This is a genomic window from Yinghuangia sp. ASG 101 (genome assembly GCF_021165735.1).
GTDB lineage: Bacteria > Actinomycetota > Actinomycetes > Streptomycetales > Streptomycetaceae > Yinghuangia.
Genome location: NZ_CP088911.1, coordinates 4,253,994 through 4,268,594, shown reverse-complemented (window position 1 = coordinate 4,268,594; position 14,601 = coordinate 4,253,994). Strand labels below are relative to the sequence as shown.

Genomic DNA, 14,601 nt, shown 5'->3' with positions numbered 1-14,601 from the left:
AAGCGCTTCGTGAGCAGCAGGCCATCTCGGGGCGCTGCTCGCCTCGCTGCCATACTCGACGCCCTTCCCGATGCGCTCCTGCTGGTGAACCGCAACGGCACGGTCGTCAACGCGAACGCGATGGCGTTGGAGGCGTTGGAGGCACCGGGCACCCCGATCGTCGGGCGAGGATTGCTGGACCTCCTGCCCACGTTCGACCGCAGCCGCATCCCCGGATCGGTCCGCGCCATCGACGTGACGGGCGACGCCCGCACGACCAAGCCGGCCCGCATGACCGCCCGGCGCACCGACGGTTCGCTGATGCCGGTCGAGGTGACCAGCGCGAACCTGCCGGGTGCTGCGTACGACGACGAGTTGCTGATGATCGTCGTCCGCGACCTGACCGGCTCGGTGGACGTCGAGTCCGAACTCCAGCGCCAGCAGCGGCAGACCGAGATGATCCTGCGCGCCGCGTCGGAAGGCATCGTCGGCATCGACGCCGACGGCTCGATCGTGCTGGTGAACCCCGCGGCGGCGCGCATACTGCGGCACCGGGCCGGTGACCTGGGCGGGCGTTCGCTGCACGAACTCCTCATGGCGAAGCGGGCCGACGGTACGCCGCTGCCGCCCGACGAGTGCCCGGCCCTGGTGACGCTCCAGACCGGGAAGAAGCAGCGGCTGCGCGACCAGGTGCTGTGGCGCGGCGACGGGGAGTCGGTTCCGGTCGAGATGACGACCGCGCCGATCCTGCTGGGCGAGGCGGTCGTCGGTGCGGTGATGACCTTCACCGACCTGTCGCGCGAGCGGGCGATCGCCGAACAGCGCGACCAACTGGCCGAGTTGCTCGACACCGAGCTGTTGTCGCGCTTCGAGGCGTCGCGCGCCCGGCTCAAGACGCTCGCGGACGGCAGCATCGGCGAACTGGGGCCGAGCGCACGGCGCGTGGTCCGCCAGGTCGCCGGCGAGCTGGAGGAAATGTCCGGGCTGAGCACCGAGATCCTGGAGCACCAGCGCGGCGAGAAGAAGGAACCCGCCGAGCGGACCGCGGCCATGGTCGACGACCTGCTGGACCGCGCGCTCGAGACGGTGACGTATCCCGCGCGGGCCGCCGGGGTCGAGTTCACGGTGACCGCGGCGCCGATGGGCGTGCAGGTCGACGTCGACGCGATGACCCGGGCACTCGGCCACCTCATCGCCGACACCGTGGGCGCCGTGCCCAAGGGGTCGACGGTCGCCGTCACGGCCGAGCAGCACGACAAGGTCGCCCGGATCGAGGTCCGCGGTCCGGCCAGCCGGGGCAGTTCGGTGCACGTGCCGCTGGCCCGCGCGATCATCGAGGCGCACGGCGGCACCGTCGAGTCGCGCAAGGCCGACGACGCGGGCGGCTACATCGTCGAGTTGCCGACCGACGAGGAGGCCGCGGCGAAGGCGCGGCCCAAGGACGCGGGGGAGCCGGGTTCGGATCGTGCGCGGGCGCGCAAGCGGGCGCGCACGTCGCCGGCGGTCCGGCCGGGAACGACCGCCGAGGCGGCACCCGCGAAAGCCGACGCGGAGGAGCCCGCGAAGGACGGCCGGGACGCGAAGGAACCCCCGGGCGACGCCCGGGCCGACGACGAAACCGCGAAGCCGGACGACGGCGACCGGACCGACGCCACGAAGAACTCCGGAGCCGCGCGGGACGGTTCCTCCCCCGACGGCGACGGCGGCGGCTCCCCGCCCGCCGTCCGCACGCCGCGCGGCACCGGGCTCGAACCCGCGAATCCGGCCGGGCCGCCCACCCCCGCCGTCCCGCGGCCGGTTGCCCCCCGACCGATGATGGCCCTTCCGGCGGGCGAGTCCTCGCCGGGCGGCGGAGCACCGCACGGCGGAGCCGGCGCCGTGTCCGAGGCGCACGACGGACGCCGGGCGGCCCGCCGCGCGCTGCCCACCGGCCCGAGCGGCCAGGACGACGGCGGCTCCCGTGGTGCACAAGGCGGTTCGGTCCCCCCGCAGGCCTCCGGCGAGAGCACGGGCGACGCGCAGGAGGACGACGGGCACACCCCCCGCGAGGCCGCCCAGGACGGCGCCGCGGCACCCGGTGTCCCGGCCCGGGTCAACGGCCACCACACGCGGCACATGGCCCGCGCCCGGCACCAGTTGTCGACGCCCCCCGCACCGGTGCCGTCCCAGTCGCGGCTGCCCGGCGCTCCGGGAGCCGGCGGACGCGGTACGAGCGTGCGGGACCGCCCCGACACACCGCCCTCGGGCGGGCCGGGCACCGATCTCGAACCCACCGGCTACCGCAAGCCTCCCGAGCCCCCGCAGCCGCCGCCCGTCGACACCGACGCCCCCACGGCGCTGATGCCGCCCGTGCCGGCACCGCCGACGGTGCCCGCCCCCGGGCAGGCGCAGATCCCGCATCCGCCGAACCCCGCTCAGCACCGGCCCGGCGACGAGCCGCCGTATCCGCCGGCCGGCCGCCGTCGCCGCGCCATCGGCACGGGCCCGGGGCAACCCCCGGGCGATCCCGCGCAGTTGCCGGGGCCGCCGCAGCCCGGAGCCCCCGGCGCGTATCCGGCGCCCGACGGCGGCGACCCGAACGCCGCGCACCAGCCGTACCCGCAGCAGCCGGGGCCGTACGGCGCTCCCGGGGTACCGCCGTACCCGCACGACAGCGGTGCGCACCCCGTGCCCGGGCAGCACGATCCCCGCGCGCACGGCTCGCACGCGGCGCACCCCGAGGCGATCCACGACGCCTACAACGCGCCGGGCGCCCGCCCCGAGCCGCTGCCGCAGCGCAACCCGGGCGGCGCCTCGTACCCGGGCAGCCCCGCCCAGCCCCCGCACCCCGGCCCGTCGGCCTTCGCGCCCCCGCCGCCGCCCACGCCACCGGCGCTCCCGTCGCACGCGGCACCGCACGGGCCGCCGCGGCACTCCCCCGTCGCCCCCCTGCTGACGGCTCTCGACATCGACACGCCGCCCCCCGGCGAACTCGCCGCGGTGGACCCGAACTACCCGCCCATGGTGGCGCCTTCTCCCGACGGCCGTCCCCGGCGCCTGCTGGTCTGGCCCGCCCCCGACGGCCCGACCTCCAACGCGCTGGCCGGGCGCGGGTGGGACCCCGTGCTCGTGCGGTCGCGTGACGAGGTGAACGCCCAGGCCGGTGCGCATCCCGCGGCGCTGTTCGTGGATCCGCTGACCGGCCCGATCACCCGGACGGCGCTGCATTCCCTGCGGACCGCGGCGACCGCCGCCGAGATCCCGGTGCTGGTCACGGCCGGGCTCATGCAGGCCACGCGCGACGCCGCGTTCGGTGCGGACCCGGCGGTGCTGCTGCGCTCGCTGGCCCCCGCGGACAGCGCCGCACACGCCTCGCGCGTCCTGCTCGTCGAGGCGAACCACGACATCGCGACCGCGTTCACCGGCTCCCTGGCCCGGCGCGGCATGGACGTCGCCCATGTGACGTCGGAGAGCGAGGCGGTGTCGAAGGCCGCGAGCGTCGAACCGAACCTCGTGGTCCTCGACCTGATGCTGGTCCGCCGGCGCAGGCTGGGCATAGTCGACTGGCTGCGCAACAACGACCGCCTGCATTCGACGCCGATCGTCGTCTACACCACGGTCGACATCGCCGAGGAGGACCTGCCGCGCCTCCAGACCGGCGAGACGGTGCTGTTCCTGGCCGAGCGCTCGACGCGCGAGGACGTGCAGCAGCGGGTGGTCGACCTGCTCGGCAAGATCGCCTCGCTGGTCTGACAGGGCGTCAGCGGTCGGCCGTCCGCGGCCAGTTCTCCAGCAGTACGTGCAGGGCGTCGAGCGAGCGGGCCCACGAGTCGCCGACGGCGCGCGGGTGCCCGAAGCCGCCGCCGAGTTCGAGGTGCACGAAGCCGTGGAACGCGCTGCGCAGCAGTCGGCCCGCGTCGGTCAGGTCCGGTTCGGTGAGGCCGTACGCGCGCAGCATGCCGTACGTGAGGTCGACGCTGCGGCGGAACGCCGGGGCGTCGGCGACCTCGTCGGGCCGGAACCGCATCTGGGTCGCGGCGTAGCGCCCGGGGTGGTCGAGTGCGTAGCCGCGGTACGCGTCGGCGAACGCGACGAGCGCGTCCTTGCCGGCCCGGCCCGCGACGGCGTCGGCGATGCGGGCGGTCATCTCCTCGGCGCCGAGGTGGGCGATCCGCACGCGCAGCGCCCGCAGGTTGTCGACGTGTGCGTAGAGGCTCGCGTCCCGGACGCCGAAGTGGCGGGCGAGCGCCGACAGGGTGACGTTGTCGAGCCCGGCCTCGTCGGCCAGGTCGGCCGCCGCCTCGGTGAGGCGGGCCGCGGTGATGCCCACGCGTGCCATGCGACACCTCCACGCGGGCCTGGCGGCGAGTGGCGGCGGGTGCGCCGCCAGAAACCTAGCACCTCAAGGTTCGCGTCCCGGCGGCGCCCGAACGTTCGAGGACACCGTTCCTGACGGGAGTTCAGATCCGGTGCACGTCGAGTTCGCCGTCCCCGAACCGGCGGCGGATCACCTTCTTGTCGAATTTGCCGACGCTGGTCTTCGGCACCTCGGCGACGATGCTCCACCGCTCGGGGACCTGCCAGCGGGCCACGCGTCCGGCCAGGAACTCCTTCAGGTCCGCGAGCCCCGCGGTGGCTCCCGGGCGCAACACCACGGTGGCGAGCGGCCGTTCGCCCCACTTCTCGTCGGGCACGCCGACCACGGCCGCCTCGGCGACATCGGGGTGGGCCATGAGGTGGTTCTCCAGATCGACCGACGAGATCCACTCGCCGCCCGACTTGATGACGTCCTTCGCCCGGTCGGTGAGGGTGAGGAACCCGTCGGCGGTCAGCGTGCCGACGTCGCCGGTGCGCAGCCAGCCGTCGTGGAACCGCTCGCCTTCGGCCGAGTCGGCGCCCGTCTCGGCGCCGAGGTAGGCCCCGGCGATCCACGGCCCGCGGACCTCCAGTTCGCCCACGGCCTCGCCGTCGTGCGGCATGAACGACCCGTCCGGGCCCACGAGCCGGGCCTGCACGGACGCGGGCAGCCGGCCCTGGGTGACGCGGTACGCCTTCTCCTCCTCCGGCGTGACTCCGGCCGGCGGACGCGAGACCGCACCCAGCGGCGACGTCTCGGTCATGCCCCACGCGTGGATGATGCGCACGCCGTGGCGCTGCTCGAAGGCGTCCATGAGCGCGGGCGGGCACGCCGAGCCGCCGACGATGACCTCGCGCAGCGACGAGACGTCCGCGGCGTGGTGGTCGAGGTGGTCGAGCAGCGCGGTCCAGATGGTCGGCACGGCGGCGGCGATCGTCGGCCGCTCCGCGGCGATCATCGCGGCCAGCGGCTCGGCCTGGAGGAACCGGTCCGGCATGAGCAGGGACGCGCCGGACATCATCGCCCCGTAGGGGATCCCCCACGCGTTGACGTGGAACATCGGCACGACCGGGAGCAGTCGGTCGCGCGCGCCGATGCCGAAGCCCTCGACCGTGCAGATCTGCATGCTGTGCAGATACGTCGAACGGTGGCTGTACGCGACACCTTTGGGGCGGCCGGTCGTCCCACTCGTGTAGCAGAGCGCGGCGGCGTCGCGTTCGTCGATGCCGTCGGGCCAGGCGAACTCGGTCGGCCGCCCGGCGACCAGCTCCTCGTAGCGGTGGATCTCCTTGCCGTGCCCCTCCAGCGGCGCGAGGTCCGCGTCGCCGGTCACGACGACGTGCTCGACGGTGCGCAGCGCGGGCAGCACGGGGGCGAGCACCGGGACGAGGCTGCCGTCGGCGATCAGGACGCGGTCGTCGGCGTGCTCGGCGATGTAGACGAGCTGGTCGGCGGGCAGCCGCAGGTTGAGGGTGTGCAGGACGGCGCCCATCGACGGCACCGCGAGGTAGCACTCCAGGTGCTCCTGGTTGTTCCACAGGAACGTCGCGACGCGCTGGTCGCCGGTCACCCCGAGGGCGCGCAGCGCGTGGGCGAGTCGCGCGACGCGCCGGCCGACCTCGGCGTACGAGGTGCGGCGGGGTGCGGCGCCGGTCCAGGTGACGACTTCGGAGGCACCGTGCACCGTGGTGCCGTGGCGCATGATCCGCGCGACGGTCAGCGGCACGTCCTGCATCGTGCTCAGCATGGAAGCCTCCTGGTCCGCGTGGTCCGCCGGCGGATGTCACCGAGCGGTGTCGGCGCGTACCAGGATGCCGCAGGGCGCGGTGGGGTGTGGTCAGCCGGGGGTGCCCGCCTTGGCGCGGTCCGCGGTCGGCGACGGCTCGCCGTCGGCGGGTTCGGCGGCGGCGTCGTCGCCGTCGTCGCCGTCGCGCAGCACCGACTCGCGGATGGCCAGCACGGCGAGGAACCCGATGAGCGTGACCGGCGCGCCGACCACGAAAACGGTGTGCAGGCCCTGCGTGAAGCCGTCGATCACCGCGTCGCGCAGCGGTGCGTCGAGAGCCTGGATCGCGGACGGGCTGCCGAGCAGATCGCCGAGGTCGGTCCCGTTCGGCGGGGCGACGTCGCGTTCGCGCATCAGTGCGGGGATGCCGGAGTCGAGGCGGGCGCTGAGGACGGCGCCGAGCACCGCGACGCCGACCGCGCCGCCCATCGAGCGGAAGAACGAGGCCGCCGACGTCGCGATGCCGATGTCGTCGGGGTCGGCGCCGTTCTGGATCGCGAGAACGAGCACCTGGTTGGACAGGCCGAGCCCGACCCCGAGCACGAGCATGTGCAGGCCGGCGAAGGGGAGCGGTGTGCCGACGTCCATGCCGGACAGCAGGAACATGCCGAGCGCGATGAGCGGCAGCCCGATGAGCGGGAAGACCTTCCAGCGGCCGAACCGGGTGATCAGGCGGCCGGAGACGATCGACGCGGACAGCATGCCGAGCACCATCGGCAGGGTCATCAGGCCCGAGCGCGTCGGGCTCATGCCGCGCACGATCTGGAGGTACTGCGGCAGGTAGATCATCGCGCCGTACATCGAGAAGCCGACGAAGAACGACCCGGCGCCCGCGAGGTTGAACGTCCGGCTGTGGAACAGGTGCGGCGGCAGGATCGGCTGCACGGCACGGTGCTCCTGCCACACCGCTCCGGCGCCGAGGACGACGAAGAGTGCCGCGAGGGTGTAGGTCGTCCCCGAGTTCCAGGCCCATTTCTGGCCGCCGAGCGACAGCGCGAGCAGTACGGCGGTGACGGCGCCGCTGATGAGGGCCGCGCCGAGGTAGTCGACGTGGACGGTACGGCGGACGTACGGGAGTTTCAGGACCCGCTCGACCATCACCAGGGCGGCGATCGCGAAGGGGATGCCGACGTAGAAGGTCCAGCGCCACCCGAGGGCGTCGGAGCCGACCAGGAACCCGCCGATGAGCGGGCCGGCGACGGTGGCGACGCCGAACGCGGAGCCGATCCAGCCGGAGTACCGGCCGCGCGTGCGGGGGGTGGTGACGTCGGCCATGATCGCCTGCGTCAGGGCGGTGATACCGCCGACGCCGACGCCTTGGGCGGCGCGGGCGGCGATGAGCTGGCCCATGGTCTGCGAGAGACCGGCGAGCGCGGAGGAGACCGCGAAGACGATGAGCGCGAGGCGGAACAGCCGCTTGCGGCCGTAGAGGTCGGAGAGCTTGCCCCACAGCGGGGTCGACGCGGTGGTGGTGAGCAGCCCCGCGCTGGCCACCCACGCGAGCTGGTCCTGGCCGCCGAGGTCGCCGACGATCGTGGGGAGGGCGGTGCTGATGACCGTGCCGGATATGCAGGCGACGAAGAGCGAGACGAGCAGGACGCTCATCACCTTCAGGATCTGACGGTGAGTGAACTCCCCGAGCGCTGCCTCGGATTCAGCTGACGCGGTCGCGCTCGCGGGCATCGCCCCACCCCAAACTCTTTGCTTCGCGCAACTAACATACTGGACATTAGTTGCGGCAAGCAACATCTTGGGGGCGGGAATTGGGTCGGGCGAGGCGGGACGCGTGCCGTGTGAGCGCGAAAGCGCGCGGGCGGACGACCGGCGAGGCCGGACGATGAGGCCGGACGACGCGCGGGCCGGACCACGAGGCCGGGCAGCGCAGCGGGCCGGACCACAAGGCCAGGCAGCGCGGCGGGCCGGACCACAAGGCCAGGCAGCGCCGGGTGTGCGGGCGGTCGGTGGATCGAGCCGGGTGAGGAGCAGAGGCTGAGCACGTGCGGCCGACGCACCCGGTCCGGCGGCGGGCGGGCGGCGGGCGACCGGGTGGGTGCGAGCAACGCACTGCCCGGCGAGGCACGCGGGTGGGCCAGCGGGTGCGGCGCGGGCCGGGGTCGGCGCGGGGCAGCCGGGTCGGCCGGGTCAGCCGGGTCAGCCGAGTCGGCCGAGTCAGCGGGCGAGTTGTCGGGCGGTGCCAGGCCGGGGCCGACGGCCCACGTCGGGCGTCGGGCGGCCGGTCAGAGCACGCCGACAGGTGCGTTGATCGCGTTGCGGTCGATCTTGATGGTGATGCCCTCGTAGGTCTCCGAGACGTTGCCCGCGTGCTGCTTGATGCGGCGTCCGGGCCACAGGTTGTCCGGCAGGGCGCCGTCGCCGTGCGTCACGGCGATGTCGTCCCAGCGGGCGTACCAGACGATGTCGGGCAGCGGCCGGGTGCCGGCGGCGTTGACCAGGTCGGTGATGCCCGACGAGAGGCTGCTGTAGTAGCCGGGGGTGAAGCCGTGCGAGCGTACGCGCTCGCTCCACGCGGAGACGAAGTCGAGGACGTCGCCCGCGCAGTCGCGGTCGGTGTTGTCGTACTCCTCCATGTCGAAGTACAGCGCGCTGCCGCGTTTGAAGCCCAGGTCGGTCGCGCGGGCGACGGCGTCGTCCGCCTCCGTCACGGCCATGTCGGCGACACGCGCCGAGTCGATGCGGTTCGACTTGTTCGCGACCGTGCAGGCCGCCTGGGCACCGACGTAGATGGGCATGAACTCCCAGCCCTGGGCGTGCACTTGGCTGACCCAGTCGCGGGTGAGGCCCTTGTTGGCGCAGCCTCGGTTGCTGCCGCCGACGTAGATGCCCAGGGCCTCGTACGGCGACGCGCGCCACGCCTGCATCGTCGCGACCTCCGGCGCCTCGCACGTGTCGAACGCGGCGCCGTCGACGATGCGCAGGATGGAGCGCGTGGGGGCGGCCTCGACGGCGCGCGCCTCGGCGGGCGGGGTTCCAGCGGAGTTCGCCGCGGCGGGCGGCAGCGCGGCGGACCGCGCGGAGAGCACGTCGGCGGGCAGCCGCCCGGCCTTGCCCGTCGCGGCGCGCGCCGCGACGGCCTCGGCGTGGACCACGGCGGGCCGGGCCTCGACGCGGTGCCCGTCCAGGCGCGGCTCGCCCTCCGTCGGCACGAGGAACAGCGTCAGGGAAAGACTCAGCAGGGCGGCCGAACCGGCCCAGTGGACATGTCGCACGGCCGTCGTCCCTTCTCCGTCGCGGATCCGAACACAGACCCGCTCACGCTGCGGAGAAAAAGGGATAAAAACCTCATAGCAGACGAGGGACGCGCGGAAGATTCACGCGCACGGCGCACGGGCGCGAGGGCGCCGTTGCGGCGGCCGGGTGACAGGCCGCGCGAGCAGGACGCGGGGTGCCGCCGCGGGTCGGCGGCCCCGTCATCCCGCGCGTCACGCCGCTCCCAGCACCAGCCCCGACGTCGGCACCCCCGTCCCCGCCGTCACCAGGACGTTGTGGACGTCGGCGACCTGGTTGACCGACGTGCCGCGAATCTGGCGCACGGCCTCCGCGATGCCGTTCATGCCGTGCAGGTACGCCTCGCCGAGTTGTCCGCCGTGGGTGTTCGTGGGGAGTTTGCCGCCGAGGAGCAGATGGTCGTCGGCGACGAAGCCGGGGGCCTCGCCGCGTCCGCAGAAGCCGAACTCCTCCAGCTGCATGAGCACGAACGGCGTGAAGTGGTCGTACAGCACCGCGGTCTGGATGTCGTCGGGCGTCAGGCCCGAGGTCTGCCACAGCTGCCGCGCGACCACCCGCATCTCCGGGAGGCCGGTCATGTCGTCGCGGTAGAAGCTGGTCATCATCTCCTGGTTGCGGCCGGCGCCCTGGGCCGCCGCGTTGACGACCGCCGGCCTGTGCCGCAGGTCGCGGGCGCGCTCGGCGCTCACCACGACGAGGGCCTGGGCGCCGTCGGTCTCCTGGCAGCAGTCGAGGAGGCGCAGCGGCTCGACGATCGGGCGGGAGGCCTGGTGGTCCGCCATCGTGATCGGCCTGCCGTGGAAGTACGCGGCCGGGTTGTTCGCGGCGTGCGCGCGGTCGGCGATCGCGACGTGCCCGAACGCCTCGGTGGTCGCGCCGTACACGTGCAGGTAGCGCCGGGCGAACATGGCCGCCCAGGACGCGGGGGTGAGCAGGCCGTACGGCACGTTCCAGCCGAGCGCGACGCCTTCGGCGCTCGGTTCGCGCTCCAGCACGCCGGAGCCGAAGCGCCGCCCGGAGCGCTCGTTGAACGCGCGGTAGCAGACCACGACGTCGGCGAGGCCGGTGGCGACCGCCATGGCCGCGTGGGTGACCGTGCCGCACGCCGCGCCGCCGCCGTAGTGCACGCGGCCGAAGAACGTCAGATCGCCGATGCCCGCGGCCTGCGCGACGGCGATCTCGGGGTTGTGGTCCATCGTGAAGGTGACCATGCCGTCGACCTCGGACGGCGCGATGCCCGCGTCGTCGAGTGCGGCGCCCACCGCCTCGGCGGCGAGGCGGAGTTCGCTGCGGCCGGAGTCCTTGGAGAACTCGGTCGCGCCGATGCCGGCGATGGCGGTCCGGCCGCCGAGGGAGTCCGCGTGCCGGAGGCTCACCGGTCGCCTCCCGGGAGGGCGACGGTGACGGTGCCCGTGACGTGGTTGCCGAGCCGGTTCGCGCCGACGACCGCGACCTCGACGAGCCCGTCGGCCTTGGCGGTGACCCGGCCGGTCAGCGTCATGGTGTCGCCGGGGTGGTTGGGCGCGCCGAGGCGGATCGCGACCCGGCGCAGTTCGCACGCGGGGCCCGCCCAGTCGGTGACCAGGCGGCCGACGAGGCCGTTGCTGGTGAGGATGTTCATGAAGATGTCCGGTGCGCCCTTGGCCTGGGCGAGGCCCGGGTCGTGGTGGACGTCCTGGTAGTCGCGGGTGGCGATGGCCGCCGCGGTGATCAGCGTCCGGGTGAGCGGGACGACGAGTTCGGGGAGTTCGTCGCCGACGTCGACCTCGTCGTAGGTGCGGCTCGCGGACGCGGCCGGTCGTTCCGTCATGCCGGGGCCCCCTCGGCGGTCATGGGTCCGTGGTCCGCGGCGAACAGCGCGCCGAGGGCCGCGAGTTGCTGGATCCCGCTGCCGAGGGAGATGTCGATCTGACGCCCCCACAGGAAGTGGCGGTGGATGGGGTGGTCGATGTCCGAGCCGGTGCCGCCGTGCAGGTGCTGGCACGCGTGGACGACGCGCTTGCCGGCCTCCGACGCCCACCAGCGCGCGACCAGTGCCTGCGCGGCGGCGTCCTCGCCCTGGTCCATGCGCCAGGCGGCCTCCAGGGTGGTGACCCGGATGGCCTCGGTGTCCATGTAGGCCTCGGCGGCCCGCATCATGACGCCTTGGCGGGTGGCCAGGGGTTTGCCGAACTGCTCGCGAGTGGTGACGTGTTCGACCGTGCGGTCGAGCGCTCCCGCGCAGACGCCGACCTGCAGCGCGGCGAGGGCGACGCGGGCGCGGTCGACGATCCACGCGGCGGTCGCCGGGCCGTCCGCGACGTCGCCGAGCGGCCTCGCGCGGGCGCCCGCGAACCGCACGTTGCCGGACGCCCACGGCGCGGTGGTCGGCGCGGGCTCGACGGTGACGCCGTCCGCGTCGGTGTCCACGAGGAACACGGCGGTGCGCCCGCCGGCGTTCGCGGTGACCAGCAGCCGGTGGGCGGCGCGTGCCCACGGGACGGCGCGCTTGGCGCCGTCGAGCCGGTACGCGTCGCCGTCCCGGCGGGCGGTCGTCCGGGGGGTGCCGGGCAGGCCGGCGCCCGTCTCGGCGAGCGCGCCGGCGACGACGCACGTGCCGTCCAGCAGCGCGGGCAGGTCCGCGTCGATGTCGGCCCCGGTCGCGAAGCGGAGCAGCGGCAGGACGCCGTACACCGCCGTGTCCATGAGCGGGATCTGCGCGGTGTGGCGACCCTGCCGCTCCAGCAGCAGGGCGAGGCCGACCATGCCGAGCCCGCCTCCGTCGTACGCGCTGTCGACAAGCGCGCCCAGGAGCCCGGCCTTGCCTGTCCCCGCCCACAGTTCGGCGTCGAACTCCTCGTCGGAGTCCCGGAGTTGCTTGAGACGGTCGTGGGTGCCCAGCGTGCCGAGGATGTCGTCGGCGAGCCCGGCGAGCGCCCGGTGGTCCTCGGAGAGGCGGAAGTCCATGGGTCACGTCTCCCGTGTCGGCTCGGCGGGCCGGAAGGCGGGTACCTTCAACTCGGCGTCGTGGCGGACGAATTCGAGGGTGACCCGCATGCCGATGCGGACGGCGTCGGGTGGCACGCCGACGATGTTGGACAGCGTGCGGACGCCTTCGTCCAGTTCGACGAGCGCGACGGCGTACGGCATGTCGAAGGCCGGGAACCTCGGGTGGTGCATGGTCACGTGCGAGTAGACGGTGCCGCCGCCGACCGCTTCGACGGTGTCCCATTCCGGCGACGCGCAGGCGTTGCAGCCGGGGCCGAACGGCAGCCGCAGCGTGCCGCAGCCCGTGCAGCGCTGGATCAGCAGCTTGTCGGCGTCCACACCGTCCCAGAAGGGCCGGTTGTCGCGGTTGACGACGCGGCGCGGGCGCGGCGTGCGCTCCGGTTCCGCCGCCGCGCGGGCGGGCGGTTGCGGGCGCGGCCGGTAGCGCAGGATGCGGAAGCGGTGGGTGCCGACCAACTCGCGTTCCCCGCCCGCGGCTTCGGGGCGCACGTAGATGTTCATCAGGGTCGTGACGAAGTGGCCGGTGCCGAGGCCGGTGGTCTTCTCCTCCGAGACCGCCTCGATGAGCTGGTCGTATTCGACGAGGTCGCCGGGCCGGAGCGGACGCACGTACTCCTGCTCGCAGTTGGTCGCGACCACCGAGCCGAATCCGGCCGCCACGATCAGGTCGTACAGCCGTTGCACGGGGCTGTCGGTGTTCGTGCCGGCGTGCAGGCCGCGCATGGTCCAGACCTGGAGCATCGTGGCGGGGGCGACGATGCCGCCGAAGTGCGTCGTCGCGGCGAACGCGGCGTCGCTGTAGACCGGGTTGGTGTCGCCCATGGCCTCGGCCCAGTGGCGGATCATCGGCGCGTTGACCGGATCGAGCGCGACGGTGCCGGACTCGGCGTGCACGCCCTCGAATTGCCGGAGTCGGGCGAGGAACGCCGCCTTGGCCCCGGCGTCCTCCACCGCCGCCGTGTCCCGCGTGTCCGTCACCGCGCCACCCTCGTCATCCCGAGCCGCACCATGGCGACGATCTCGCGCTGGACCTCGCTGACGCCGCCGCCGAAGGTGTTGATCTGCGCGCGGCGGTTCATCGCCTCCAGGCGCCCGGCGCTGAACGCCCCCGGAGCGCCGGGCCGCAGCTGGGCGTCCGGGCCCACGATCTCCGCCAGGTTGCGGTACACCTCGATCGCGCCCTCGGTGCCGAAGAACTTCACCCCGGACGCGTCGCCGGCGTTGAGGGTGTTGTCCCCGACGTCGTGGACGAGGCGCCAGCCGAGCAGGCGCACGGCGGAGAGCCGCGCGTACGTCTCCGCGAGCTTGAGCTGCACCCACGGCTGGTCGACGACGCGGACGCCGTCCTCGACCTCGGTGGCGCGGGCCCACGCGAGGACTTCCGCGAAGAAGTCCTCGGCCTGCATGCCGAGGGCGGCCAGCGCGACGCGCTCGTGGTTGAGCTGATTGGTGATCAGGCTCCACCCGCGGTTCTCGGCGTGCACGAGGTTCGCGTACGGCACGCGGACGTTGTCGTAGTACGTCGCGGTCGTCGTCATCCCGCCGACGGTCACGATCGGCGTCCACGAGAAGCCGGGGTCGGTGGTCGGCACCAGGATCATCGTGATGCCGCGGTGCTTGGGCGCGTCCGGGTCGGTACGGCAGGCCAGCCAGATCCAATCGGCGCTCTGCGCGGTGCTCGTGAAGATCTTCTGGCCGTTGATCACCCATGTGTCGCCGTCGCGGACCGCCTTGGTGCGCAGGGCCGCGAGATCGGTGCCGGCCGACGGCTCGCTGTAGCCGATCGCGAAGATGATCTCGCCGGAGACGATGCGGGGGAGGAAGTACTTCTTCTGTTCCTCGCTGCCGTATTTCATGAGCGTCGGCCCGACGGTGTTGAGCGTGACCATCGAGACGGGGGCACCGGCGCGGTAGGCCTCGTCGAAGAAGATGAACTGCGTCTCCGGCCCCTTGCCCCGGCCGCCGTACTCGACCGGCCAGCCGAGGCCGAGCCAGCCGTCGGCCCCCATCCGCCGCCGGACGCGCCGGGTGGTCTCGCCGCCCAGTTCGCCCTCGGCGTCGAGGGCGGCCCGGACGTCGGGGGTGATCAGGCGGGAGAAGTACGCGCGGAGCTCGGCGCGCAGGGCCTCCTGCGCGGGTGTCGGGGCGAGATGCACGTGATCGGCTCCTTCGCAGGTCCTTGGCAGAGTCGAATTTCTCCCAAACGAAAGAGCTTGTCAATATCAAGCATCTGGTCGGATGCGGGCGGCCCGGGGCGGGCCGCGCC

10 protein-coding genes are annotated in these 14,601 nt (G+C 73.7%); 1 reads left to right on the top strand and 9 read right to left on the bottom strand.

Features of this window, described 5'->3' with window-relative positions:
* The first annotated feature begins 9 nt into the window (after positions 1-9).
* On the top strand, positions 10-3,711 hold the full coding sequence (locus tag LO772_RS18280; RefSeq protein ID WP_231773097.1) for a PAS domain-containing protein: 3,702 nt from the start codon (positions 10-12) through the stop codon (positions 3,709-3,711).
* 7 nt (positions 3,712-3,718) lie between these two features.
* On the opposite strand, the gene LO772_RS18275 is transcribed toward LO772_RS18280, so the two are convergent.
* From LO772_RS18275 to LO772_RS18235, 9 genes are all read right to left on the bottom strand, one after another.
* Positions 3,719-4,297: a TetR-like C-terminal domain-containing protein gene (locus LO772_RS18275; RefSeq protein ID WP_231773096.1), complete on the bottom strand. Its 579-nt coding sequence runs from the start codon at positions 4,295-4,297 to the stop codon at positions 3,719-3,721.
* 121 nt (positions 4,298-4,418) lie between these two features.
* Complete coding sequence (locus tag LO772_RS18270) at positions 4,419-6,062, bottom strand: long-chain fatty acid--CoA ligase (protein WP_231773095.1); 1,644 nt, start codon at positions 6,060-6,062, stop codon at positions 4,419-4,421.
* A 90-nt stretch (positions 6,063-6,152) separates the two neighbouring features.
* Positions 6,153-7,784, bottom strand: coding sequence for an MDR family MFS transporter (locus tag LO772_RS18265; protein ID WP_231773094.1), 1,632 nt, complete (start codon positions 7,782-7,784; stop codon positions 6,153-6,155).
* 554 nt (positions 7,785-8,338) lie between these two features.
* Positions 8,339-9,328, bottom strand: coding sequence for a glycoside hydrolase domain-containing protein (locus LO772_RS18260; RefSeq protein ID WP_231773093.1), 990 nt, complete (start codon positions 9,326-9,328; stop codon positions 8,339-8,341).
* Positions 9,329-9,541: 213 nt separating this feature from the next.
* Positions 9,542-10,723: a lipid-transfer protein gene (locus LO772_RS18255; protein ID WP_231773092.1), complete on the bottom strand. Its 1,182-nt coding sequence runs from the start codon at positions 10,721-10,723 to the stop codon at positions 9,542-9,544.
* Positions 10,720-11,157 (bottom strand): MaoC family dehydratase, encoded by a 438-nt coding sequence (locus LO772_RS18250; RefSeq protein WP_231773091.1) that lies wholly within the window; start codon positions 11,155-11,157, stop codon positions 10,720-10,722. The genes LO772_RS18255 and LO772_RS18250 overlap by 4 nt, the downstream gene beginning before the upstream one ends.
* Positions 11,154-12,293, bottom strand: a complete 1,140-nt coding sequence (locus tag LO772_RS18245) for an acyl-CoA dehydrogenase family protein (RefSeq protein WP_231773090.1) — start codon at positions 12,291-12,293, stop codon at positions 11,154-11,156. The genes LO772_RS18250 and LO772_RS18245 overlap by 4 nt, the downstream gene beginning before the upstream one ends.
* Before the next feature lie 3 nt (positions 12,294-12,296).
* Positions 12,297-13,313, bottom strand: coding sequence for a bifunctional MaoC family dehydratase N-terminal/OB-fold nucleic acid binding domain-containing protein (locus LO772_RS18240; protein ID WP_443089286.1), 1,017 nt, complete (start codon positions 13,311-13,313; stop codon positions 12,297-12,299).
* A complete protein-coding gene (locus LO772_RS18235; protein WP_231773089.1) occupies positions 13,310-14,491 on the bottom strand; it encodes an acyl-CoA dehydrogenase family protein in 1,182 nt (393 codons plus the stop codon). Before LO772_RS18235 ends, LO772_RS18240 begins: the two co-directional genes overlap by 4 nt.
* Positions 14,492-14,601 lie beyond the last annotated feature (110 nt).

Coding starts and splice junctions, on each gene's coding strand:
- LO772_RS18275 (WP_231773096.1), bottom strand. CDS start 4,297: ATGGCACGCGTGGGCATCACCGCGGCCCGCCTCACCGAGGCGGCGGCC.
- LO772_RS18270 (WP_231773095.1), bottom strand. CDS start 6,062: ATGCTGAGCACGATGCAGGACGTGCCGCTGACCGTCGCGCGGATCATG.
- LO772_RS18265 (WP_231773094.1), bottom strand. CDS start 7,784: ATGCCCGCGAGCGCGACCGCGTCAGCTGAATCCGAGGCAGCGCTCGGG.
- LO772_RS18250 (WP_231773091.1), bottom strand. CDS start 11,157: ATGACGGAACGACCGGCCGCGTCCGCGAGCCGCACCTACGACGAGGTC.
- LO772_RS18245 (WP_231773090.1), bottom strand. CDS start 12,293: ATGGACTTCCGCCTCTCCGAGGACCACCGGGCGCTCGCCGGGCTCGCC.